This is a genomic window from Sphingobium sp. TomTYG46 (assembly GCF_055396345.1).
On the sequence record NZ_AP027324.1, the window covers coordinates 719,268 to 742,815 of the forward strand.

At 61.0% G+C, this 23,548-nt stretch carries 21 protein-coding genes; 5 read left to right on the forward strand and 16 right to left on the reverse strand.

Features of this window, described 5'->3' with window-relative positions:
* Positions 1-49: 49 nt before the first annotated feature.
* Positions 50-1,441, forward strand: a complete 1,392-nt coding sequence (locus ACZ5YV_RS03770; RefSeq protein ID WP_464788638.1) for a glycoside hydrolase family 16 protein — start codon at positions 50-52, stop codon at positions 1,439-1,441.
* Here the strand turns inward: ACZ5YV_RS03770 and ACZ5YV_RS03775 are convergent.
* From ACZ5YV_RS03775 to ACZ5YV_RS03850, 16 genes are all read right to left on the reverse strand, one after another.
* On the reverse strand, positions 1,426-2,352 hold the full coding sequence (locus ACZ5YV_RS03775) for a glycosyltransferase family 2 protein (RefSeq protein WP_464788639.1): 927 nt from the start codon (positions 2,350-2,352) through the stop codon (positions 1,426-1,428). The genes ACZ5YV_RS03770 and ACZ5YV_RS03775 overlap by 16 nt on opposite strands.
* Positions 2,349-3,434, reverse strand: a complete 1,086-nt coding sequence (locus tag ACZ5YV_RS03780) for an acyltransferase family protein (RefSeq protein WP_464788640.1) — start codon at positions 3,432-3,434, stop codon at positions 2,349-2,351. Before ACZ5YV_RS03780 ends, ACZ5YV_RS03775 begins: the two co-directional genes overlap by 4 nt.
* The gene (locus tag ACZ5YV_RS03785) at positions 3,431-4,558 is read right to left on the reverse strand and encodes an endo-1,4-beta-xylanase (RefSeq protein ID WP_464788641.1); all 1,128 of its coding nucleotides are present in this window, start codon (positions 4,556-4,558) and stop codon (positions 3,431-3,433) included. The genes ACZ5YV_RS03780 and ACZ5YV_RS03785 overlap by 4 nt, the downstream gene beginning before the upstream one ends.
* Positions 4,555-5,523 (reverse strand): glycosyltransferase family 2 protein, encoded by a 969-nt coding sequence (locus ACZ5YV_RS03790; protein WP_464788642.1) that lies wholly within the window; start codon positions 5,521-5,523, stop codon positions 4,555-4,557. Before ACZ5YV_RS03790 ends, ACZ5YV_RS03785 begins: the two co-directional genes overlap by 4 nt.
* Positions 5,523-6,467: a glycosyltransferase family 2 protein gene (locus tag ACZ5YV_RS03795; protein WP_464788643.1), complete on the reverse strand. Its 945-nt coding sequence runs from the start codon at positions 6,465-6,467 to the stop codon at positions 5,523-5,525. The genes ACZ5YV_RS03790 and ACZ5YV_RS03795 overlap by 1 nt, the downstream gene beginning before the upstream one ends.
* Positions 6,464-7,393, reverse strand: a complete 930-nt coding sequence (locus ACZ5YV_RS03800) for a glycosyltransferase family 2 protein (protein ID WP_464788644.1) — start codon at positions 7,391-7,393, stop codon at positions 6,464-6,466. Before ACZ5YV_RS03800 ends, ACZ5YV_RS03795 begins: the two co-directional genes overlap by 4 nt.
* Positions 7,386-8,678, reverse strand: coding sequence for an O-antigen ligase family protein (locus ACZ5YV_RS03805; protein ID WP_464788645.1), 1,293 nt, complete (start codon positions 8,676-8,678; stop codon positions 7,386-7,388). Before ACZ5YV_RS03805 ends, ACZ5YV_RS03800 begins: the two co-directional genes overlap by 8 nt.
* 76 nt (positions 8,679-8,754) lie before the next feature.
* Positions 8,755-10,002: a polysaccharide biosynthesis protein gene (locus ACZ5YV_RS03810; RefSeq protein ID WP_464788646.1), complete on the reverse strand. Its 1,248-nt coding sequence runs from the start codon at positions 10,000-10,002 to the stop codon at positions 8,755-8,757.
* Positions 10,003-10,177: 175 nt separating this feature from the next.
* Complete coding sequence (locus tag ACZ5YV_RS03815; protein WP_464788647.1) at positions 10,178-10,978, reverse strand: WecB/TagA/CpsF family glycosyltransferase; 801 nt, start codon at positions 10,976-10,978, stop codon at positions 10,178-10,180.
* Positions 10,975-11,883 (reverse strand): P-loop NTPase family protein, encoded by a 909-nt coding sequence (locus ACZ5YV_RS03820; RefSeq protein WP_464788648.1) that lies wholly within the window; start codon positions 11,881-11,883, stop codon positions 10,975-10,977. Before ACZ5YV_RS03820 ends, ACZ5YV_RS03815 begins: the two co-directional genes overlap by 4 nt.
* Positions 11,880-13,238, reverse strand: coding sequence for a GNVR domain-containing protein (locus ACZ5YV_RS03825; protein ID WP_464788649.1), 1,359 nt, complete (start codon positions 13,236-13,238; stop codon positions 11,880-11,882). Before ACZ5YV_RS03825 ends, ACZ5YV_RS03820 begins: the two co-directional genes overlap by 4 nt.
* Positions 13,235-14,656, reverse strand: a complete 1,422-nt coding sequence (locus ACZ5YV_RS03830) for an ATP-binding protein (protein ID WP_464788650.1) — start codon at positions 14,654-14,656, stop codon at positions 13,235-13,237. The genes ACZ5YV_RS03825 and ACZ5YV_RS03830 overlap by 4 nt, the downstream gene beginning before the upstream one ends.
* Positions 14,653-15,438 carry a polysaccharide biosynthesis/export family protein gene (locus ACZ5YV_RS03835; RefSeq protein WP_464789138.1) on the reverse strand — a complete coding sequence of 262 codons (786 nt, stop codon included), beginning with the start codon at positions 15,436-15,438 and terminating at the stop codon, positions 14,653-14,655. Before ACZ5YV_RS03835 ends, ACZ5YV_RS03830 begins: the two co-directional genes overlap by 4 nt.
* Positions 15,439-15,496: 58 nt before the next feature.
* Positions 15,497-16,654 carry a hypothetical protein gene (locus ACZ5YV_RS03840; RefSeq protein ID WP_464788651.1) on the reverse strand — a complete coding sequence of 386 codons (1,158 nt, stop codon included), beginning with the start codon at positions 16,652-16,654 and terminating at the stop codon, positions 15,497-15,499.
* 316 nt (positions 16,655-16,970) lie between these two features.
* Positions 16,971-17,162 carry a hypothetical protein gene (locus ACZ5YV_RS03845; protein WP_464788652.1) on the reverse strand — a complete coding sequence of 64 codons (192 nt, stop codon included), beginning with the start codon at positions 17,160-17,162 and terminating at the stop codon, positions 16,971-16,973.
* A 148-nt stretch (positions 17,163-17,310) separates the two neighbouring features.
* Positions 17,311-18,702 (reverse strand): sugar transferase, encoded by a 1,392-nt coding sequence (locus ACZ5YV_RS03850; RefSeq protein WP_464788653.1) that lies wholly within the window; start codon positions 18,700-18,702, stop codon positions 17,311-17,313.
* Positions 18,703-19,637: 935 nt separating this feature from the next.
* On the opposite strand from ACZ5YV_RS03850, the gene ACZ5YV_RS03855 reads away from it, so the two are divergent.
* The 4 genes from ACZ5YV_RS03855 to ACZ5YV_RS03870 are packed head-to-tail and all read left to right on the forward strand — an operon-like array spanning position 19,638 to position 23,543.
* Positions 19,638-20,012, forward strand: coding sequence for a response regulator transcription factor (locus ACZ5YV_RS03855; RefSeq protein WP_464788654.1), 375 nt, complete (start codon positions 19,638-19,640; stop codon positions 20,010-20,012).
* A complete protein-coding gene (locus ACZ5YV_RS03860; protein ID WP_464788655.1) occupies positions 20,009-21,130 on the forward strand; it encodes a YaiO family outer membrane beta-barrel protein in 1,122 nt (373 codons plus the stop codon). The genes ACZ5YV_RS03855 and ACZ5YV_RS03860 overlap by 4 nt, the downstream gene beginning before the upstream one ends.
* Before the next feature lie 2 nt (positions 21,131-21,132).
* A complete protein-coding gene (locus tag ACZ5YV_RS03865) occupies positions 21,133-22,104 on the forward strand; it encodes a HEAT repeat domain-containing protein (protein ID WP_464788656.1) in 972 nt (323 codons plus the stop codon).
* Positions 22,104-23,543: a glycosyltransferase family 2 protein gene (locus ACZ5YV_RS03870; RefSeq protein WP_464788657.1), complete on the forward strand. Its 1,440-nt coding sequence runs from the start codon at positions 22,104-22,106 to the stop codon at positions 23,541-23,543. Before ACZ5YV_RS03865 ends, ACZ5YV_RS03870 begins: the two co-directional genes overlap by 1 nt.
* The last annotated feature ends 5 nt before the right edge of the window (positions 23,544-23,548 follow it).

Here is a 23,548-nt window from a genome sequence, read left to right on the forward strand (position 1 = left end):
TAATCTTCGTATAGGACCCTCAAGGGGCTAATAAGCGGGGGTTGCAAAAATGAATATCAAACTGACCGGCTCCATGTGTGGAGCCGGATTATCGCTACTATGCGTCATGGCGGCGGGGGCCGCAACGATGTTATCGAGTGGATCGACATCGACTAACTTGCAGACGGGGTCGAGCACGACTCTACTCAGCAGTGGATCGACATCGACGACAGCTTCGACAACTTCACTATCGACAGACACCACTTCGACCGTTTCATCCAGTTTCTCCACATTTGATTTCGCCAATGGTACAAAGTTGCCGGACAAGTCGACCCTGTCGCTAGGCAATGCGACCGTGCATCCGGGCAGCGGCACCGCCTATGTGCCGGTAACGCTGGATCGTCCGACGCCGAACACCGTCATCGCGCGGGTCATTACCGTGAACGGTTCAGGCACGCTGCGCGCGCTGTCCGGCTATAATTACCAGACGGTAGATACCGTCGTGATCTTCCGCCCCGGCGATCCGCTCGTCCAGACGGTCGGTGTGCCGATCACCAGCCTCGCCGAGGGACAGCAATTCCAGCTGAAGCTGCGTGAAGCGCCATGGGGCGGCCTCCAGGGGCAGTCGCTGGCGACCATCACCGCGACCAGCGCCGTCGCGCCAACACCCAAGGCAACCGGCACTTTCCGCCAGCCCCGAACTTTCGCGGCAACGGGCACGCTCCAGTTCGAGCTGAAGAAGGACACGCACAAGCGCTCGCCCGACGGCGGCTGGGATCGTTGGGCCACCTCGCTATCGCATGGCCGTACCCAGATCGCCAATGGAGAGACCGGCCTCTATCTGGATTCGTCGCTATTCCCCGGCATTGAAGGTCCAGTTTACTGGGGCACACAGGGCCTCGTCCTGCACAGCCAGAAGCTGAAGTCGCCCATCTGGTATGAAGGCCAGAACTGGTATTATGGCGCGTCCGTACTGGACGGTCGCAACTTCACCGCCTCGCAGATCGGCTATGGCCAATATGAATGGGTGGCCCGGATGCCCAACCGTCGCGGCTCATGGCCCGCATTCTGGCTTATCTCCACCAGCGGATGGCCGCCCGAAATCGATATCTATGAAGGCTTTGGCTATCAAAGCTTTTGGGACTTCGATCGTCATATCGCCCACACGATCCATGGCGGCAGCGACGGCGTCCGCAGCTTCCAGCGCGGCGTCACGATCCAGGCGGAGCAGGCTTACGGCCTCAATGGCTTCGCCCAAGACTTCCACCGCTTCGCCGTCGATATTCAGCGCGATTATATCACCTGGTTTGTGGATGGGGTCGAAACCTATCAGTCGGTCAATCCCTTCCAGGGGCATCGCTGGTATCCGATAATGGACGTCGCGGTGAAGACTAGCGGCGCCTATGATGATGGCTCTGGAGACATGATCATCAAGAGCCTGCGCATCTATAGCGCGCCATAATGGGCGTGTGCGCCGCCTGACAGGGCATAGAGGCGCCCCCAGCATTTCACCCACTGCCCGGCAACGTCCACGCGGCGAACGCCGGGCAGGATAAGTCCTGCAAGGCCGACGGTGCGCAACCCCAGAATGCCGAGTGTCCGCGCTACCAGCACAGCCTGCGCAACGCGCCCCGGCCGCCCCTTCCGCCGCGCCAGTGTCTCGGTAAATCCGATCCGCCACATCCGCTTGAGCACCCAGCTCAGCTTCGCTCGTTCCGGCGGCACCCATTCGCTCACCCGCGCATCGGGTGCCCAGGCGAACCGCGCGCCCGCTTCCCGCAACCGCGCAAGGAAATCCAGATCTTCACCCCCGCTGCGGTTGAAGCGCACATCGAACCACGGCCGTGGCACCATCTCCAGCGCCCTGCGGTTCACCAGCAGGTTATTGCTTGCCCACAACATGCCCGTCGCGCCCCATGCACGCTGCTCCGGCCGGAACACCAAAGTCTGTCGCGCCCATCGTGGCGGCCCATCCTTGAAGTGAAAATCAACAGGTCCGGCGACCACATCGGCACCCACCTGCGCCTGGCAGGCAAGCAGCGCATCGAGCCAGCCGGGCTGGGGCCACTCATCATCGTCGATCATCGCAATGAACCGCATAGTGGGATCGGCCATCGCGGCATCACATATCGCATTGCGAACCGAGCAAAGCCCCGGTTCCGCCACCGGCAGCAGAGTAAGGGGTAGGGGATAGCCGCTTCTCTGCAACGCTTCCACGACAGCGGCACCCTCCGCCGCGTCCCCGTCATTGTCGGCGACCAGCACCATGACATCCTGCCGCTGCACCATCTTTGCCAGCGTCTCCAGCAAGTGCCGCAATTCGGCGGGCCGCCGGAACGTCGGAACCGCAATCCAGACAGGCTTGCTCATCATGGTGCCGCTGGTTCCAGTGCGGTGGGACGCTGTGGACGCCCCTTCTGCAGCCATTTGATGAACTGGTGCCCTCGTATCTCGATCAGCAAATAGCTGACCCAGCAGATCAGCCAGGTGACCACCAGCATCCCAAGCACAAACAGCCAGTCCACCCCGACTATCCCATGCCGCTGCGCCACGCCCATCGCGCGCGCGGCGACGTCGCGCACCAGTGGATGCCAAAGATAGATGGAATAGCTGATGAGGCCGAGGTGGAAGCTCAGCCGATTGGCCATTACCGTTCGCGCGGCTGGCCCGTCATAATAGCAGCTCAGCACCAGTGCAGGCATCAGGCACACGACCAGCACGTCAGCTCCCGGCAACAGCAGCGCCAGCGCGATCAGACCGCAAACCGCTGCAAATCCACCCCTGCGGCCAATCACGGCCTTGCACAGAGGATGGTCCGCAACGCGATATGTCAGCACGCCCAGCGAAAAGCCCGCAAGGCAGCGCAGCAACGTCAGCACGCTGTCACTGTCATTGACGTCCAGCGGCCCGCTGGCCCCCAGTCCCGACGATGCAACGAACAGCAGCAGTCCGATGCAGATTGCCGCCTGCGCCCAGGCCCAGCGCGAAAAGGCAAGGATCGCGATCAGCGGATAGATGAGGTAGGCAGCAACCTCCGTGCTGACAGACCAGCTATTGCCCGCGATCGGCTCCGTGCCCCAACCCCAGCTCTGCACCATGAAGAGGTTGCTGAGGATATTGGCCGGGTTCAACTCTATCGACTGATTGCCTGACACGTTGAGCAGGATGCGCAGCCCAAAGACCAATGTGACGATCAGGTGCAGCGGCCAGACCCGCGCCATGCGATTGATCAGGAAATCGAAATAGCTCGCTCGGCCCAGATGCTTCACCACCCGGTCATGATAGCCGTAGGAAATGACGAAGCCGCTCAGGATGAAGAAGAGATCGACGGCCAGATAGGCCCGCGAGAAAAGCGGGATCGCAAACTGCGAAAAGGCTGGTTGATGCGGGATGTGATAAAGCAGGACGGAAACGGCCGCGACCCCGCGCAGGCCGGTGAGCGAGGCGACCCTCATGCCCGGTTCCTCCTTGCAGGAGGCGCCGCATCGAAGGCGCCAGCGATTGCGTCCCAAAAAGGCTTTCGGGCCATTTTACCATCAAAGGGCAGGCCACGGGATAGCTGCCCGTCAGGCCATTTATATTCGGGATATTTGGAAAGCCATGAATCGCTGTCCGACACGCCCCAGCACAGGACTGATCCCATCGCCGGATTATCCAGTGCCACATCGAGGAAAGCCTTGGCAAAGGCCGCAACCTCGCGGTCGCGCTTGTCCGGATTAGGTGGCCCGCCACGGTCGGCGATATCCAGTTCAGTGATCGCCAGCTTCAAACCATATCCGCTCAGCGTTGCCAGAAAATCGGCAAATTGCCGCTGATTGAACGGCTCCTTATAGGGTTTCAGATGCCCCTGAATGCCGATCGCATCCACAGGCACACCCCGACCCATCAAACGATCGAGCAGCTTCAGCATGGCGGTCCGCCGCCGCTCGCAGCGCGGAGAGTCATGCTCCAGCCCATAGTCGCCCAGGAACAGCGTGGCCTCGCCATCGACTTCCCGCGCGCGGTGGAAGGCAAGGTCGATATATCGCTCGCCCATGGCCTTCATCCATAGACTCTCGGCGCGCATGCCATCGGCTCGGCCCTGATTGGGCTCAAGTGTTTCATTGACCACGTCCCATTCGGAAATCCGGCCCGCATAGCGCCGCATGGCAACGTCGATATAGCCCGTCATCAACTGTCGTTGCTGCGCATCGCTTGCCTGCTGCACCGCCGGTTCCAGCCAGGGCGGATTGGCCGTGTACCAGACCAATGTGTGTCCGCGCGCCCGCATCCCATGCGCTTGTGCAAAGTCGATGATCTGGTCAGCCCCGCTGAAGTCGTATTTGCCGGGCTTTGGTTCGGTGGTTCCGCGCTTCAGTTCATATTCCTGCACCAGAATGTCGCATTCCCGCGCCACTGTTGCGCGATAAGCACTGTCCTCGCGCAGCAATCGCGATTTCACCGCCGCGCCGAAATAGCGCCCGGAAGCCTTTGCATGATCGGCCAATCCTTCGCGCGACACGACGCGGGCGGCGCCGGGCGGTATGGGAGAGCAGGCTGCCAGCGTCGCTGCCCCCGCCAGAAAATCCCGCCGCCTCACAGGCTTTGCCTCCGCCCGCTCAACAATCGCATGACGTCGATCCAGCGGTCACAGATTTTGCGGTAAACGCCGTCCGGCAGAACGATCTGCATCAGCACCGCGCCCGCCAGACGCGGCCCATAGGCGCCATGGAACAATGCCGTCAGATAGTAGCGGATGGCTCGAAGCCGTTTGGTCGGCCAGATGCTCTTTGCAGCATGCCAACCCATATATCCGGAAAAGGCGCGCGCCGAGATATGGGGGCGCAGGTCCGCCAGCCAGGTCAGGCTGCCGACACTCCCCCGGATCTGCGACAGCCTGTCCTCTGCCTGACGGTCTGCCCAGATCGTACCGGGGCGGCTGGCCATCACGAAACGCGCGCCCGCCAGCGACAACCGCAACGCGAAATCGGTGTCGTCCCCGAACTTCACATCTTCGCGATAACGGACCTTTTCGGCGAGCGAACGGCTGAGCGCCACGCTGCTGGTCTGGATGAAGCCTCTATCGCACATCAGGTAGCGATCGACCGGCTCATTCTGTTGGATCGCGCGCGGGGGCTTGAGGAAATTCCGCCCGCCGCCCCGGTCAGCCAGCACCTGCCCATAGGCGACGACATCGTCACTCTCCTCAAGCAGGGGCAGCAGATCGGCAAGGTGATGCGGCAGGAAACGGTCATCGCAATCCAGAAAGGCGATGTATCGGCCCCGTGCGCGATCGACACCGGCGTTGCGCGCCGCCGACGCTCCCCGGTTCTGCTGGACGACGATGGTCAGGCGTGGGTCCTTGATCGCGCCCAGTGCTAGTTCGGTGCCGTCGGTCGATCCATCGACGACGACAATCACTTCGATCACCGCGATGCTCTGCTCCAGTGCGGAAAGCACCGCCGCCACGACGGCTTCGCGGCGTTGATAGGTAGGGATGACAACCGAAAATATCGGTTGGGCGACGGCAGCCCGAAGCTGCGATGGAGGTTGCCAGGCGCTCATCACGACCGCGCTCCGCCATGGGCGGGTTCGCCCTTGCCGAACCGCAGTACGAACAGGTTGACCAGCGAACGGTAGAGCGGCTTGGGAAGGTAGGATCGCAATATCTGCCGCGCGACCACCCGTGGCGGCACCCCACCTGCGAACATGCCGATCACCAGATCGCGTAGCGCAGCGACGGGGCGCACGGGCGCCATGTGATAGGCCAGCACCGTCGCGCGATAGCCGCGCCGCGCCCGATCGGTCAGCATGTGACCGCAGCGATCCAGCCAATCCAGCGAGGTTTCATAACCGCGAACATAGGATGTGCGGCCATCTTCCGTCGCGTCCAGCCAGACCGTCAGCGGCTCGTCGATCATCTTGAAACGCGCCCCTGCGCCCTGCAACCGGACGCAGAAATCAAGGTCCTGTCCCTTTTTCAGCGCCGGATCGAACAGCACCTTTCGCGCCATGTCGCTTGGCACGACCATGGTCGATGTCTGCATGAACTGGTTGGCGCAGAAAAGATATTCGCCGACATCCTCGCCGTCTCGAATGCCGCGATCAGGCCTGATCCAGTAGCGATCGACGCCCCGGTCCACCTTCATCCTGGAATAGAGGACTGTGCGGCCGTCATCATCCTTCAGCGCCTGCGCCATGATCGACAGTTTGCCCGGCAGGAAGAGGTCGTCCGAATCGAGGAAGGCGATATATCGGCCCCTCGCGGCCTTGATCCCATGATTGCGCGCGGCTCCACCTCCGGCATTATTCTGCCTGATATATCGCACGCGCGGGTCGCCAATGGCGTCGATCACCGGAGCGGGATCGTCGCGCGATCCGTCATCGATCACGACGATTTCAAAATCTTGCCAGTCCTGCGCCTGCACCGACCGGATCGTATCACCCACGATATCGGCCCGATTATAGAGCGGGATGACGACGGAAAAGAAGGGAGCAGCATCGCTCATGCGCCATGCACCTTTCGATATTCTTCGTAACGGAAGCCCGCGATTCCGGCGATCTTGCCGATAGCGCGGTAGAGTTTACCCAGCCGCACGACGCGCTTGCCTCGGTCGAACGTCGTCGCAGCGCCCAGCGTGCCCACCAGAAATCCTGCGGCAATGCGCGGCGCTTCGCCCACCAGAGTGCGCAACCGCCCCCTGTGAAACCGCTCGACCATCATGTCGGTCATCCCCAGCCGATAGCCGCGCATCAGCAGCCATTTGGTAGTGACCCGGCTCGCCGGGATCAGCTCCGTCACAAGGGCCTCCTCCGACCAGGCAAAGCGAAAGCCCTTGCGTGCCATGCGGCTGAACAGCTGCTTGTCCGACCCGCCTGTCAGCGCCATGCGCTCATCGAATGGCCGTTCGCCCATCTGATGCAGCGCCTGCGCGGAGATCAGCACATTGGCGGTACTATCCACCAACGCGACAGGCCCGGACGTCCCGCGCCGCTTGGCCTGCAACAAGGGATGCCGCGCGGCCCAGGGCGCAACCCGCGCGTCCATCTCTCGCACTACCGCGCCGCCCACGACATCCGCATTCCACCGCATCGCCGTATCGACCAGCGCATCGATCCATCCGGGGGAGGCGGCTTCATCATCGTCCAGCATCGCGATATGCGTCGCGCCCGGCCGAGCCAGCGCCTCTGCCACCAGAGCATTGCGCACCACGGGTATCCCCCGCTCAGCCACCAGCAGCGCCTTGATCGGCCAACGGTAGCCTTGCGAAGCCAGCCGCTCGACCACGCGCATGCCTTCGGCTCGCGCGGCGTCATTGTCCGCGACCAGCACCTCCAGCTTGTGCCTGGTTTCCAGCGCCGCGATCGACTCCAGCGTCCGCTGCAACCCTTGCGGCCGATTGCACGTAGCGATGCAGATAATAGCCCTAGCCATCAACAGCCTCCGGGGAAGAAATGTGCCGCCGCTGCCATTGCGGGCGCGGCTTGGCCTTGAAAGTGGCGTGCGCGGTGGCGACCGCCGCGAGGAAGATCACCCAGACCTGCCGATCCTTGTCGAAGAAGGAGGTCTCGAGCAAATTCTGGTACATGACGAACACCCAGATGGCGAAAGCCGGAACCATCAGATGCTGGTTCTCCTTGGTCGATCCGGTCAGGAACCAGTAAGCGGGCAGGGCAAGAAAGCTCACCAGCAGCATCGCCAGCCCTAAAGGCCCGGTCGTCACCCAAATCTCCAGATATCCGTCATGCGAATGCGCCGTCAGCATCTGGAATTGCTGATTGAGATAATCATGCGCCGGGGAGTTCGCCCCCACCTGCCAGAAGCCGCCAAACCCCGCGCCAAGAAACGGGTGATCGGCCAGATAATCCAACGCCACGCGCCAGATCGACACGCGCCCGGTAAAGCTCGTCGGATCAGCGAACAGCCGCTCGATCGTCGGCTGATAGGCGATGTAGAGCGCCAGGAACCCCACCATCCCGAACCCCAGCATGATCAGCAGGATCGCCCGCTTCTGCGTATTGTCGCTCAGCGCCCGGTAGATGTTGCTGATCGCCAGCATGCCGATGCACAGCGCCAGCGACGTCTTGCTCTTCGTCCCGATCACGAAGACGAACGCCATGATTGCGAACAGCGCATAATACCATTTCCGGCGATCCACCCACGCATTGCCGCACACGATGAAGCACAGCGCCATCACCGCGCCAGCGATATTCTTGTGAAAGAAGAACCCTCGCCACGCGCCGATCAACGCCTTGTCGCTCTCGGTCGGTGGATGCACCGCCGCAGACGTCAGCGGCATCGAAACCCAACATATGAGCAGCGACGTAATCAACGCCCATCGCAGCGCGGTGAACAACCGTTCCGGCCCGATCAGCGCCAATGCGCAGAAGGTGATGTAGATCACGATGAACTGCTGCATCACCCGCTTGAAAGACACGAACGGATCGACGCCCCAGCTACAGGTGATCAGGAACCAGACCAGCATGATCGCCAGCGGCCAGAAGGTGAAACGGTATTTCAGCGGATGCTGACGGAATATCTGCACTCCCGTCAGCAACAGCGCAAAGCCGATGAACAGCGCCTGCTTGAACAGGTCCGACCCGTCATTGTCGGCCGCCATTGCCACCAGCTCATCCTGCGTCCGCGACGCGAACGGCTGCTGGCCAATGAAGACCATCATCAGGAATATGAAGTAGAAAATCTGAGCAATGAGAACCACCCGACTTTCCCGCGATGCAGCAGGAGCGGGGAGGGGCGACGCAAGGCCAGTGCGGTGCCATGTTGACGCCATGGGTTCAGCCTTCCGCCCGCTGGCTCGCCCGCCATTTGCGGTCGAGCTGCCAGATGCCCAGCATCATCACCAGCTGTGACAGCACGACGCCAGCGAGCGAGAAAATAGGCGCAACCGCCAGCGTCAGCAGCGTCACTGCCACAATGCCGACTCCACAACTGCGCAGGCTCTGATGAGCGAGCGGGCGGAACGCCTTGCGCGCCTGCGTCATGACGCTCATCGGCGTCTGCACGCACTGAACCAGTGAAAGCAGGGCGCACAGCCCCACCGCGATTGCAACCAGCTGCCAATCAAGCGTCGGCTTCAGGATCAGTTGGGGAAAGATGAACAGCACGACCGCCGCCAGCACGCATGTGCCCGCCCACAGGAACAGCAACGCGCCCATGAAAATGCGCTCGGACGTGATCGCGGCGTCATGATCGCCGCGCGCCACGGCCTTGGTCATGCGCGGCCGTTCTAACTGGGTGAGCGCGGTGATGCACACATTGACCGGCCGGAAGAACAGCATCCCCACCGCGACAGGCGCAAAGGCCGCCGGACCCGCGAGCAGCGTCACGATATAGCTATGCGCGTTGGATGTCGCTTCGGTCGAAAGCACCCCCACCAACGTCCAGCCCGATTGCTCCCGCCACACGGGACGATAGGCGCCCAGAGCACTCGTCGGCCGCATGCTAAAATGCCGCCGCAAATAGGAAAGGCCGAAGGGCAGCAACCCCACAATGCTCGCCACCACCAACATCGCGCCGATGCTGGCCAGGTCCGCGCCCGTTCGGGAAGCCACCAGAAGTCCCGCGACGATTGTGCCTGCATAGGCAAGATCGGATCGCGCCGCCCGCGCGGGCCTATGATGCGCATAGGCATTGGATCGCCCGAACCACCGCACCAGGGACAAGGTGCCCGCCAGTCCGAACATCGCCGCCGCAGCAGGGGAAGCCGTCGCCCATGCAATCGCCGCGCAGATCAAACCCTGACTGGCCGCCAACAGCAGGTTCACCGGAAAGAAGAAGTCGAACCACTTGTGGTCGGCGTGGTCGTCCTGATTGACCGCGATAGTATAGGGCGTCGAAACGAGCGCGTTCGACAGGCTGTACCCAAACTGGATGATGACCAGCAGGAAGGCCAGCGTGCCGATCGCCGCCGTGCCCAGATGATGAATGGAAAACAGTTGCACGGCCAGATGACTGACCGACACGATGGCGGACGACAGGCTGGCCAAGCCGAAGCGGCCAAAGATGCTTCCAAGTTTCCGCACGCGCCCTTCGTGTTCCCCCTCCCGCAAGCGGGAGGGGGTTAGGGGGTGGGCCTGCGCAACCGCTGTTCCATCGCTCAGCGCCAGCGACGGAAGAGAGTCCTGCACAAACCCTCCCCCGGCCCCTCCCACGCGCGGGAGGGGGGCTTTCACCGACTGGGATTGAGGCCCGATCCCATCAGCCATGGCGATGCTTCCAGATCAGCCAAAGCGCATGGGGATTGGTGGTGATATAGCGCCAGGCCAACTGCCGGGGCCGCGTGACCATCCGGTGCAGCCACTCAAGGCCCGCATTCTGCATCCACATCGGCGCGCGCGGATAATCCCCCGTCACATAGTTGAACAGGCCGCCGCAGGTGACGATCCACCCCGCCTTGATCCGGTGCCGGTTGCGGACGCAAAAGGCCTGCTCTCGCGGCTTTCCCGTACCGACCCACAACACGTCCGGCGCCGCCGCGTTGATCTCCTCGATCAGCGCATCTTCCTCCTCCGCGCTCCAGAAGCCATTGCGCCGCCCGGCCAGCTTCAGGCCCGGCGTCGCATCGGTGATCCGCCGCGCACATTCGGCATTCACCTTCTCTTCGCCACCCAGCAGATAATAGCGGACATCGCCCGCGGCTGCCTGTGGCAGGCTGTCTATGAACATGTCGGTCGTGCTCGACCGGTCGGCTATCGGCGTGTTGCTGAACCAGCGTGACGCCATGACGATGATTTGCCCATCGGCGTGGATCAGGTCTGCCTGAGCCAGATCGGCGCGGAAGTTGGCATCAAGAGCGTTCATCGACAGCCCCTGTCCGTTGCAGTCGAACACCAGCAACGGCGCTTCCTTCTGCATTCGGCGCAGCGGCGCTTCACGCACCATCTTCGCAATCAGGGCGTCAAGCGAGAGGGTCGAAACCGGCACGCCGCCGACCAGCACGCTCTTGTTTTGCGGCTCGACGGACGGAAAAGGCTGGGGGAGGGCTCGCTCTGCACTCATGCAATGACCGTCCCGGCGATCGGCACGCCTTGCCGGTCAAGATCATCGATGATCCGGCGCAAATCGGCGATGGCGGTATCGCCACGCCGCGCCACGATGACCACGGCGTCGAAGCCCGCCAAAATGCTGCCAACCGGTGTCTGCTCGCCCTTGCGTTCGGCAAGGTAGAACAGCATCGATGTTTCCTTAAGGCCCCATCCATTGGCCGTGTCGGCCAGCGGCCCACGCGTGATGAGGCTCGACGCACTGCCGGAGGCGCGCCCGGCGGTCATCAACCACAATCCCTCGATCGCGGTCTTGGCGGCGGGTAACAAGGCCGCGCTGCCCATCAACTGTTCGGCGAGACCCGCCTTGTTCGCTACCCGGAACAGCCGGTCGAGCGAAGGGTTGCCCATGTCGACGTCAATCAACATCGTTTGCCCGTCCATCTGCGCCAGTACGACGGCAAGGTTCGCGGCCATGACCGCAGCCTCATCCCCCGCATCGACGGACAGCACCGCCAGCCGTAGTGCGGATGGATCGCCCGCCTTCGCGGCTGACCGCATCTTCGCCCGGATCGTCCTGACCTTGGCCGCGTAGGGACTTGCGGGGTCGAAGGCTGCGACAACGGCCGGGTCGATCCGCTCATCACCCGCTGGCAATAGCGAAAAACCGCCTGCCAGCGCCGCCAGCAGATTTGCCGCCTCGGTATCCAGCGCGCCCATCTCAACAGCCGCCTCGTGGAAGGCAAGGCCATGCTCACGCGCATGCATGTCGACCCGGGTGACGTCGGATTCCGCCAGGAACCCGTGATCCACCGCCAGCTTGGCAAAGCTCTGCTTGTCCCGCCCTCTCGGGCGTAGCGCAGCGGTGCCGCCGCCGGGCATTAACTGGGGTGGGGCGCCTGCCGTGGAACGCAGTCTCATGCGGCCTCCTGCCGATTGAGGAACCAGCCGCCCCGGGTCGGGACCGGCAGCAGTTCGGTGATGACTTCAACTTCGGTCGCCTTTGCGACACCAGCGGCGGATCGAACGCGAGGCTTCAGGATCTCGGCGATCACAACTGCCGCCACCCCGCCGATCAAGCCCAGAGCGACCCCTGCGATCAGCCACAACATAAGATTGGGCTTGGCTGGCAACAGCGGTACGGACGCCTCATCCAGCAGGCTGGCATTGGGCTGCGAGATCTGGCTTTTCAGCGTGGCCTCGTTGAAGCGCTGCCGAACCGTATCGTAGGTCTGCCGTGCGGCATCCACGTCCCGTTGCATGACCATCAACTGGTCCTGCACGTCCGACATGCGGATCATGCGGTCTTCCTGACCTGCCATGTTGGACTTAAGGTCGCCTTCACGGCGGTTTGCAGCGACGCTGTTCGCATTCACCGCACCGGCCTGGCTCGACCGCGCCGCCGCCAGCTTCGATTGCAGTTCCGACAATAGTGCGTTCGCCGCGACCATGCTCGGGTGGTTCGGACCCAGTGTCTTCGACAGCTCCGAAACCCGGCCCGATTGGGTCGCGACCTGCTCCTGCAAATTCTGGACGATCAGCGATCCTTCGATGTCCGAAACGGAACCCGCGCCCGCCTTGGATCGCGCCGCTGCCGCCTCGGCCTGCGCCTGCGTCAGCTGATAGGACATGTTCTTCAGCTTCTCGGCTTCAAGGTCCATGCGGTTGATGCCGATAATGTCATGCGCCCGCTGGAAATCGGACAGCCGCTTCTGCGCCAGTTCGTAGCGGCGGCGTACTTCCTGCGTCTGCTCGTCGAACCATTTGGCGGAACCGCGCGCGGGGGATGCGCGCAGTTCGACCTGCTCACGCATGTAAATCTGGGCGGCAAGGTTTGCGACTTTGGCCGCTACCGCCGGATCGGCATCCAGATATTGCAGTTGCAGCACATTGCTCTGCCGCCCCGTCGTTACGGTCAGATTGGCCCGAACCCGGTCGGCGGCCTGCTGCAAACGCGCGTCGAGGGGCGTGTCCTTTGGCAGGGCATCAACGAAACCGGCTTCCTTCGCCACGGCATTGATCACCTTGGCCGACCGGATGACATCGGTCTGCGTCCCCAGGATGCTATCCACCTCCACCCGAACGCCGGGCTGATTGTTGGCATCCGTGGGGTCCGTCTGCGACAGGTCCAGCAGCAGCGAGGATGTCGCCGCATATTGGCGCGGTTGGACGAAGGCCAGGATGGCGATGATCAGGAACAGCGCGCCGCCCAGCAGCGCCGCCGTCCGCCATCGCGCCTGCACGGCCGACAGCAGATCGATCGGGTTCATGGTCATAGCCCGTCAACTCCTCGCAACATGGCCCGCATCTCTTCGGCGGGGGTGGGGGCAGGGGGCGTCGCGGGCACCGGCTGCTTCGCCATCAACAACAGAAACTGGGGCGCCAGCGTATCCTCGAACATGAACAACTCGCCGCCGGGCATTGGCGTAAGGGCAGGCTCCAGCCGTCGCATCGCATCAGCCGCCTGACCTTCATTGATCGATCCGCCGCCCAACACTTCATGGCTTAGGCGCACCAGCCGGTCATAAGAGATGACCGACATCTGCGAAGCGGCCACGCCTGCCAGCGCGATCATCCGGCGGCTCGCATTGGCTTCCCACAACACGCGGCGGAACAGCGCGTGGGTCGCGCCGCTCATCTCCGCCCAATCTTCCAGCGCGGAAGCGAGGCCCTGCTCCACGTCGGCCAGCGTCATGCGCTCGCGTCCTGCGGACTCGGTGACGAGCGCCGCCTGCATGCCGAACAGCCGCGCATGGTAGGGCGATCCCATCGCCGCGCCCGCCAGCGCATCGAGCGCGTCGGGGTCAAGGCTCAGCCGCGCATTGTCCGCGCAGCTCATCAGCAGCCGTTCCAGCTCCAGCTTGGGGATCGGGGCGACCCGTTGTGGCGCGATATGCCGCCGCAGTGAAGGATGCGCCGCGATCAGCCCGTCCACATCTCCCGCGATGCCCACCAGCACCACCTGAACCGGTGAATGAATATCGGTCAGCAGCTTCAGCAGCGTCGCAACGTCTGACTTTGCCTCGTCCGAACGGACCCGGTCATACTCATCCAGGATCAAAATCGTACGCTGGCGTACGTCTTCCACCAGCAAGTTCGCCAACCGCGTTCCATCAATGGTTTCATTCATTAATTTCCGCGCTTTTTCCTGCCCGCCAGCACTCATCGGTAGCTCGCTGAGGAACGGCCGGAACAACGCATCGAAGTCCGCATCCCCGCTAGCGGATCCATAAAGCGCAACGCATCCGGCCTCATCCGCCAGATCGCCAAAAACCCTCGCCAGCGAAGTCTTGCCCGACCCCCGCGTCCCGAAGATCACCGCATGCTTCCGCTGAACGACGATCGCCTCGACCAGCTTCTCCAGCTCGCTGTTCCGCCCCGCCAGCCCGTGACGATCCGTCACCGGCATCGCCGTGCTGAAAGCGCTGTAGATGGAATCCCGCCGCAAGCTGATCGGCTTCAGGGGCGCGGCCATCGCCCCCATCGAAAGGGCGCGCGGCACGTCCGCCATCTCATCTTGCTGTTGCCGGAACCCCGGCGCCACGGGCGTGTCGAGCAGCAGCGGCTCAGCCATTGCTGCGCTAGGCCCACCATTGGGAGCCTCGGCATTTACCGTGCTGCGTCGAAAAGACAGGAACCAGTCCCGCATGCCACTGGACCGATCCTGCGCGAAGCCATGATCGATTGTCGTCAAAACAGCTTCTCCCGGATGATGAGGACGTCCTCAGGCTGAACCGGATCATCCAGGTTCGCCTGTATTTCCTTGCCTCCCCGGCGTACTTTTATGCGCTTGGTAGAACCTGCGAGCGTCGGCCCTCCCGCCAGTGCGAGCGCTTGGCGGAAGCTCTGGCCCGGTGCGAACGAGAAGGCGCCAGGTTGCTGCACCTGGCCGTACACATAGACCTTCTCAACTGGCGGGACGAACAGTATGTCTCCGGGCTTTAGCTGGCGACTGCCCCCGACAGCCATGTCGGCGAGCGAGATGCGGACGGCGCCGCTGCCATCGACTGGCGTCAGGATGACGGCGTTGGCGCCGTCCTTCGTCGAGCCGCCAGCCTTGGCAAGCATCGACGCGACCGTATAGTTGCGATCCAGCGGATAATTGCCTGCTTGGGGCACATTGCCCAGAACAGTGACGAAGCGACTGACATAATTGCTCACCTCGACGTTGACCGAAGGATTGGCGAGGAAGCCTCCGCTCGCGTAACTGGCCGCGATTGCCTGAGCCAGTTGCGACGTCGTCTTGCCCCGAGCTTGAATCGGACCGATTAAGGCGAGCGTAACGGTGCCGTCTTCCTTGATGCGGGTCGTGGATGACAGGTCTGGTTGACCGAAGATCGCAATCCTTACTTCGTCGTCAGGCCCCAGTTGATACCCTGCGTCGGCCTGAGGCTTGGCCGACGGCGGCGCTGTAGTGACCGCCATTTCGGCCGTCTGCGCGTCACCGGGTGCTGCTGCGGCGACTGCAAGGAAGATCGAGAAGCTGGTCAGGAGAGCCTCTGCTTTCACAGTTCATGCTCCTTTAAGTTCGAGGTCAAAATCGGATCGCCGTGCCCAGTGTCACCTGGGTTCCGCGATATTCAGCCACATCCGTATCGGTGCGCCGCTTGTAGCGTTGCGCATCGAGCGAGATGTCGACGCGATCCGACAGCTTGCGTTTCAGCATTGCTCCGAACCGCTGGTTGCGGTCGGCGGTTATGGAGAATGGCCGCAAAGCGGCGTCCTGGCGGAACCTGCGCCGCTCCAGTTCGCCGTAGAATCCGGCAGAGGTGAGTTCCGAAATGGTGAACTCGCCCTCCAGTCGATATCTGGTCCGGATGGCAAAACCACTGGCTATCAGGCTGTCGTTAACAACGCTGCGTTCTGTCGTGGCCGTCAGTTTGAGCCGGGGAACGACGCTGGTCGAAATACTCACATCCCAGCCTGGGCCATTATAATTGCCAACGGCCGCCGAATCGCTCCTCACATTCAGCCAGCGCACCTCGGCATCAAGTTGCGTGATTGGCGACACCTCACGCTTGAACCGCAGGCCATAACTGTTGGTTCGATTTTCAATGCCAAGCTTGTTCCGATCGCTGTTCACGCGCTCATAAAAGGCGGTCAGCGTACCCAGGCTCGGCATGTTATAGCCGACCCCGGCAACAAATGTGTCGCTTGTCTGATCCGCATAATCGAAGGGGTTATCATTGCGTGTCATGTCGCGACGGTAGGATGCCACCGGGAACAAGCCCGGGCGCTCGCAACTCACGTCTGCGCCAAAAGTGGTGAACCGCTGCAGATTTTCCGTTTGCTGATTGATGTCGCCATAATCAGCACGCTGTTGCCTGTAAGATGCAACTGGCGTGATGGAACAGGTCGCGCCAAAACGAATGACTGCCTTCGCCTCGGCGTCGAGCCGCAATTTGCTGCGCTGCCCTTCCGAAATAAACCGATCATAGCCGACCCGGCCTCTCAGCAGCAGGTCATGTCGTCCTATCGGCTTCCCATAAGTCAGTTCAGCCCAAGGCGTTACGATGATGTCGTCGGTGGGATTCTCCAGCCGATCATCCACACGATAAACATTGTCGTCATATAGAAGGTCGACGCCAGCCGTCGCATGGAGGCCCATCGTCTTGAGCCGTGAAGCGTCATCGACCGTCGCCGTCTGAGCGCTGACGGGACAGGGTAGAGCGGTGAGCGCAGCACAGCTCATGGCTGCGGCAACCACCCGAGTGACCGGAGAAAGATCATGGCTTGCAGGCGCGTTAAAGCGCCTCCAAAAATGTGGAGTGTAAATGATAGCCAAATGTGCAACCCTTTATTGCATTGCAGCAATCAGGGCATGCTAGGCGCCTTTGCGCGCAAAACGAACCTCTTAACATGCAGCTTGTCGCGACTATGCCACGCTTCGTTTCATCGTGAAAACGAGCGATCATCGGCGCTTTGTTGCGGTTGAGGACTGTTAATCTGCCAGCAAGGTATCAAACCGGACGCTGTTCATCTGGCAGCAAGATTAAGCTGAGTCTTCGTCAGAGCCAATACCAGATGATCGAACCGGTTGCAGATGCGAAGGTGATGATCCCTGCCCAACGGGACAGAATTTCGACGCCGCGATCGGCGCGATCCGCGAAGGATGAATACACCAGCTTGGGCGCACAATCCTTGTTGCTATCAAAGGAAGAATGTTGCGCAACGGCAACCGGCGCAAGATCGTCTGCCACGTGATTTGTCCGCCCTGTTCGAGATAGCAGACATATCCTATTTTACGCTTAACAAATAGTTCACGTACGCGCCGAGCGTCACTCATTCCGTCGCAAATTCAATGAGGTGGTGCAAAAATCATACGTAGAGGGCGATACCGCCTGTCCCTCAGTAAGCGTTGCGATGAATCAGGACGTTGAATGTACCGATCAGGATAGCGATGTCGCGCATCAGGCTCCAGCCATGGAGATATTCGAGGTCGGCTTCAACGCGATTGAGAATGTCCCGGCGCGTCTCGGTAGCGCCACGGAATCCGCGGATTTGAGCAAGGCCCGTGATGCCCGGCTTCAGCGCATGGCGATGCCAATATTGACGGTCGACTTGCCAGAATAGCTGTTCTTCGGCTGTCGAGCCCAGAGCGTGAGGACGTGGCCCCACCAGGCTCATTTCGCCTAGCAGAACATTGATCAGTTGGGGCAGTTCATCGATGCTGGTTTTGCGGATGAAAGCACCTACTCGAGTGACGCGATCATCATCCCGTCGTGTGGATGAGGCGCCAGCCGCGTCACATTGTTCAACGCGCATGCTTCGGAACTTCAGAATGTGGAACAGTCGATTTCCGCGGCCGATACGTTCTTGTTTGAAGAAGATGGGGCCAGGCGAATCGAGCCGGATCGCGATCGCGATCGCAACCAGCAAGGGCGTCAGTGCGATCAGCAGCGGTACAGTGATGGCGATATCCAAAAGCCGCTTTTGCGCGCGGTTCGCGAGGTTCAGAGGACCGCGCGCCACGACGAGAGTGGAAACGCCGCGATATGTTTGCACAGCCAAGGGCGCCATCGAATCCAGTTCCGGCACGATGATCTCGCCCAGGATATTGCCGCCCTTGAGCATTTGAGCCCAATCCGTCTTGCGATCGGCAGGACAGGATATGACCACACGGTCAAAATCGCGCAGCAAGGTGCCTAGCCTATGCAGCATATAAGGATCGTCGAGGTCTGCCTTGATGCCTGCACCTTGCGCATCGACAATCACCATGCCGCTGACATCTTCAGGGATCATGCCCCCATCGATGATCATCAGTTGTGCGAATAGATTGTCGCTGAAATGTCTCCGCACCGTGCGAACGATAATCAGGCGTTGGATAACCAACAGAGTTGCGCTGCAAAGTATGCCTGCCGAAATGCCCAGCCGCGAAAGATGACCGGTCGCCTTCAGCGAGAAAACCGTGAGCAGGAAGATCAGCAGCGTTCCAGCCAGCGCAAGCGATGCATTGCGCAAGCTGGGCGTTAATTGAGTCAGGCAGACGGGATTGAATGCCTGATTATGAAAGGCGACGATCCCGTACACGATCATGCCCCCGCCAAGTGGTTGCCATAGCCCCGAGAAGAGCAAGGGCACGCCAGCCGCGCGCAAGCCAAGACCAAAGCCAGTTGCGAGAGCGGCCATGTCTGCTGCTACGAGCAATAGGCACAGCCAAAGCCTTACGTTCCGCTGAACGGCGGATGTTGTAGGCTGGCGACCGGGAAATCCCTCGATCGCCAGATCGATTTTCGACATCTGCAACCCTTTTCGTGTCCTGACGTCAACTACGCTTCATCCCGAAGGATGAATGTGTGCATCAGGCATCCGCTGCCTTGTGATTATGTTGCGGAGCAGCAGGACATAATTGTATCGGGCTGGCAATCATTGCTGGGACGCTCGGATGCTCTTTTCCGATGATCCGTTAGGATGGGGAGGTACGGCGCCCCACATCTGCGACGACCCGAAATTCAATGGCAGAAATGTGCAAGCGAAAATTTACCGCACTTACGAAGCGCTTGTTCGAATCAGGCTGCCATTTTCGCGAATCATGCAACGAACCACCACCCTAGAAGAACAAGGGTCCCAGCCAGGACGATCGGTCCCGCCCAACGCGATAAAAACTGTATGCTCGCCTCGGCGCTTTCATAGGTGAACAGTCCCGCGCGATGATGATGTTCTGCGGGGCGGTTCCGAACGGCCGTATCGTGACGCGGCCCGGACTGAAGTTCTGCCCCGTCGGAAGTCTCATTCTGAGGTTGAGGTGACAGGTCGATCATCTGCAATAGCCCCAATGCGATACGCCCCTCACAAATAGAACTTTTGATGAAAAAAAGAAGAGCTTTCTACTCGATTTGTAACTTTTGGTGCGCAAATTCCGCATCATTTTGGGGCGTGCAGCACATTAGCTGAGCAATTCGAGATTCGCTGTTAAATGATGGCGTGTCCGACATCCAATTCGTCGGATGTGTGGTCCACTTCGGGGACACGGCAGACCCTGTCGCGCCGTTTCACTTTCTCGCCCCAGCGCCAAAATCAGTTTTCCACAAGGCATGGCAAGTCTGTCAAAGCGTTTTTCCGCTACGGCGAATTGAACCAAAATGGCGGTTTACCCGTTGTTAAGAAAAGAAACTTTTCGCACTAGTCGCATGTAGCTGATATTTAGGGGCCGGCAAAAAAGAGGAAAAGGTCAGGTGGCGCATATCCTGGTCGCAGACGATGACGATCTGCTGGGCGAATTGGTTCGGTTCAAGCTTGAAGCGGCAGGTCACGATGTGACAATCAGGCAAGATGGCGCATCTGCGCTGCGGGAAGCGCGAGCAGGCGAATACGACCTCCTCGTACTTGATGCCATGATGCCGGTCATGTCCGGTCCCGATGTGCTCAGGGCTCTAGCAGAAGAGCGACCTGGGATGCCGGTTGTCATGCTGACCTCGCGGAAGGCGCAGGCCGACGTATTGGCGGCGCTGACTTCGGGCGCTCGTGACTATTTGACGAAACCGTTCATCCCGGATGAACTTGTCGTGCGGGTAAACGCCATCCTCAAATCTGCGAGGCCCGTTCAATGAGCCTGCTTGTTCTGGCGATTGCAGCGGCAACCGTCGCGGAGGATGACACCAATGTTCCGCAGCGTGCGGAGTTGATCGCGCAAGCACAGGCAGCCTTGGCACGGCAAGATTTCGCTACGGCTATTGGCAGGCTGGAGCAGGCGGATGCCGCCAATCCAAATGATGCGGAAATCTTGCGCATGCTTGGCAGTGCTTATGCCTTTGATAAACGCTATCCACAGGCGATTTCGACCCTTCGTCACGCAGAACTGCTGGCACCAGAAGACCTCGACATTCGTGCAGCGTTGACGCGCGCTTATCTGTGGTCTGGCGACCGGGCAGCGGCAGAGCGGGAGCTTGTCGCCCTGGAGCAGCGGTCTCCAGCAAATGCGGATGCCGTTGCCATCAGGCGTCAATTGGACGATCGCGATCCCGCCAGTGCCGCGCCGACGCACTGGGGCTTGGCGGCCACGCAGAGCGTTTCCCGCGTGTCCTTTGCCAATCGGCCCAGCCAAACCTGGTATGACACGAATATCGCTCTTTTCGGCGGCATTGACTCCAATACGTCGGCAGCCTTGACTGTGGAAAGAGGAGACCGGCGATCATTTGCTGACACCCGCCTCGAAACCCGCATCGACCATCGGTTCGGCAACAAGCTTCGGACTTTCCTGGCTTTAGCCGTGACGCCGAATGCGAACTTCCGGGAAAAATGGGGCGTGACAGCCGGAATGGAGGCGGACATTACCTCATTTGCGACGGTGCTGGCTGATTTGCGGCATGCGGAATATCGCGATGCGTCGGTCACCGTCTTTCAGCCCGGCGTTCGGCTTGCAGCGCAAAAGTTGAGACTGGCTGCCACCGTCCGGATGATCAACCTGTGGGATGAAGATGGCACCCACCGGTGGGGCGTGTCCGGCCGAATGGATCGCACCTTCTCGGGCGGGGCAACACTCTATGCCGGAGCTGCTACCTATCCCGATACGGAAGCCGGGATAACCCGGCAGGTTCATTCCCTGTTCGCGGGCGCAACCATGCCGATCACTGACAAGGTCTCACTTCGGGCAGGGGTCGATTATGACCGCCGTCGCGCTACCTACAGGCGGACAGGTGGGACGCTAGGTCTTCAGGTCAGGTTCTGATCGTGCCGGGCTTCCCCATCGCCGATCATGTTGCCCGGATCGCCATATTCATATCCGTCTACGGGGCGCTGGCGATGGCCGCCTGGCTGCTCTTCCTGGTGATGCGCCGTGATCGAAAGGAGCGTGCCAGCGTCGCGAGGGCGGAACTGACCCGCGCCCTGACGAGGGAAATCCTGGGGGCTGGCCAAAATATCGCCGCGTCGCCCGCTTTCCAGCTTGCCCGCCCAGCTGAAAGACTGGCGGCGATCAGCCGGATTGTTCAACTTCTCAGGGGTGAAGAAAGAGAGCGGCTCGTTGCCCTGGTGGAGGAGCAAGGGTTGCTCAAGCAGGCGCTGGTGGCGGCGAGGCGGCCCCGGCCGAGGCGGCAGATCGACGCCCTGCGACTACTCGGCAGTATAGGAGGAGGGCAGGCGATCGATATGCTCTACCTTGTGCTGCGGGAGGATCCGAAGCTCGACACGCGGTTGGAGGCCGCTTCGCTGCTTGCTCGGTTGGATGCCTTGCCTCCGCCAAACGAGTTGATTGACCATCTGGACCTGCGAAGCGCGCAAATCACGCCGTTACATCGAACCTTGTTCAGGTTGATCGCTGCACGCCATCCGTCCGAACTGTTCAGCCTGGCTCAGTCCGCCGATTTGCCCCCAGCAGTCCGGGCGCTTGTGATCGACGCCCTTGGGTGGACCGAAGATTTCTCTGCGCTTCCACTATTGGAAGCTGCCGCCGCCGACACCCATGCGCCTGTGCGTCTGGCTGCATTGGATTCGGCCGCCCGATTGGGGCACCCCGGCAGCGCCAAATGGATATTGCCGCTTTTGAACGACCCCGTGCCTCCCGTCCGTGCCCGAGCCATCCGCGCGTGTCAGTTGATGAGGCTGAACAGCAGCCTGCCTGCTATCGCGGAACTGCGCAAAGATCCTTCGCCCTGGGTACGCCTTCGCGCACAGCAGGCTCAACAGGTGCTGGGGACTGCCTGATGGACGTGGGTTCTATATCCTCGACGTTGGAAAGCGTCGGGCTGGGCACCATGGTCGTGATAGGTGTCCTGTGCTTTCTGGTCGTGACCGTTCGCAATCTCGTTTCGACTATCCAGTTGCTGCTTGCTGCACGAGTCTTTGCCACGCGTGTCAGACCTGCTCAGCGATCCTATGACCTCTGGTCTCGCTATGCCGACCTTGCCCTCCCCGTGTCCGTCATCGCGCCCTGCTTCAATGAAGAGTTGTCAATCGCAGACAGCGCGCGCGCCTTGCTGGCGCTGGAATATCCGGACCATGAAGTGATACTGGTCAATGACGGGTCCAACGACGCAACCTTGTCCGTCCTGATTCAGGAGTTCGATCTCCGCCCGATTGAACGAGAACAATTGGCGGCGCTTCAGAAAACGCGCATTTTAGGGATATATGGTTCCGCTCGCTATCCGAACCTCATCCTGATCGACAAGGAGAATGGGCGGAAGGCGGACGCCGTGAACGCCGGATTGGGCTTTGCCGCCGCGCCGCTGGTTTGCGTCATCGATGCCGATTCCATTATTGAGCCCGATGGCTTGCTGCGCGCTGCGGAGCCTTTCATGACAGATGATGGTTCGTTGATGGCAGTAGGCGGAGCCATTCGCATCGCGAACGGATCAATTGTCGAAGGCGGGCATGTTCGCCAGATCCGGCTGCCGCGTCGCTGGTTGCCGCGCTATCAGATATTGGAATATCTTCGGGCTTTCCTGACGGCCCGCATCGCCAATGCGCGGCTCGATATGCTGATGCTGATTTCCGGGGCCTTCGGCATATTCCGGCGGGCGCCATTGGTGGAAATAGGCGGGTACCGGCACGACACGGTCGGTGAGGATCTGGAAGTCGTCACCCGTATCCATCGCCGGATGCGGGAGCAGAAGCGGCCTTATCGCATTGCCTTCGTTCCTGAAGTGGTATGCTGGACCGATGCGCCCGAAAACTGGAGAGGGCTGCGCAACCAGCGCGCCCGGTGGGAGCAGGGCGCGCTGGAGACGATTGTCGAGCATAGGCGCATGCTGTTCAACCCTCGTTACGGCCGTATCGGTCTGATCGGAATGCCATTGATCGTGATTGAAGATGTGCTCGGACCGCCGTGCGAACTGTTGGGCTATCTTTTGATCCCCATCCTTTACTTTCTGGGGATCGGATCGGGCACGGTCGTGCTTGCCTTCTTCTCTTTGACGGTGCTGTTCGGAACCGCGCTCAGTCTTGGAACCCTGGCGCTTGAGGAAATGCAGCTCAGACGGACGCCCAGTGCACGCGACCTTTTCATGATCGGCGTCGCTGCCGTTGTTGAAAATCTGGGATATCGCCAGGTGAATTTGGCCTTCCGGACTTATGGCATGTGGCGTTTCTACAGGAAGGACAATCGTTGGGCCGCAGCGGGGAGGGCTGGCTTCTCTAGAGAATGAGCGTT

What these genes read in the sequence shown, in the direction of transcription:
- ACZ5YV_RS03790 (WP_464788642.1), bottom strand. Translation starts at nt 5,523, where the DNA reads ATGAGCGCCTGGCAACCTCCATCGCAGCTTCGGGCTGCCGTCGCCCAA.
- ACZ5YV_RS03800 (WP_464788644.1), bottom strand. Translation starts at nt 7,393, where the DNA reads ATGGCTAGGGCTATTATCTGCATCGCTACGTGCAATCGGCCGCAAGGG.
- ACZ5YV_RS03850 (WP_464788653.1), bottom strand. Translation starts at nt 18,702, where the DNA reads ATGTCGAAAATCGATCTGGCGATCGAGGGATTTCCCGGTCGCCAGCCT.
- ACZ5YV_RS03815 (WP_464788647.1), bottom strand. Translation starts at nt 10,978, where the DNA reads ATGAGTGCAGAGCGAGCCCTCCCCCAGCCTTTTCCGTCCGTCGAGCCG.
- ACZ5YV_RS03780 (WP_464788640.1), bottom strand. Translation starts at nt 3,434, where the DNA reads ATGAGGGTCGCCTCGCTCACCGGCCTGCGCGGGGTCGCGGCCGTTTCC.
- ACZ5YV_RS03820 (WP_464788648.1), bottom strand. Translation starts at nt 11,883, where the DNA reads ATGAGACTGCGTTCCACGGCAGGCGCCCCACCCCAGTTAATGCCCGGC.
- ACZ5YV_RS03860 (WP_464788655.1), top strand. Translation starts at nt 20,009, where the DNA reads ATGAGCCTGCTTGTTCTGGCGATTGCAGCGGCAACCGTCGCGGAGGAT.
- ACZ5YV_RS03840 (WP_464788651.1), bottom strand. Translation starts at nt 16,654, where the DNA reads ATGAGCTGTGCTGCGCTCACCGCTCTACCCTGTCCCGTCAGCGCTCAG.
- ACZ5YV_RS03775 (WP_464788639.1), bottom strand. Translation starts at nt 2,352, where the DNA reads ATGATGAGCAAGCCTGTCTGGATTGCGGTTCCGACGTTCCGGCGGCCC.
- ACZ5YV_RS03870 (WP_464788657.1), top strand. Translation starts at nt 22,104, where the DNA reads ATGGACGTGGGTTCTATATCCTCGACGTTGGAAAGCGTCGGGCTGGGC.
- ACZ5YV_RS03795 (WP_464788643.1), bottom strand. Translation starts at nt 6,467, where the DNA reads ATGAGCGATGCTGCTCCCTTCTTTTCCGTCGTCATCCCGCTCTATAAT.
- ACZ5YV_RS03770 (WP_464788638.1), top strand. Translation starts at nt 50, where the DNA reads ATGAATATCAAACTGACCGGCTCCATGTGTGGAGCCGGATTATCGCTA.
- ACZ5YV_RS03825 (WP_464788649.1), bottom strand. Translation starts at nt 13,238, where the DNA reads ATGACCATGAACCCGATCGATCTGCTGTCGGCCGTGCAGGCGCGATGG.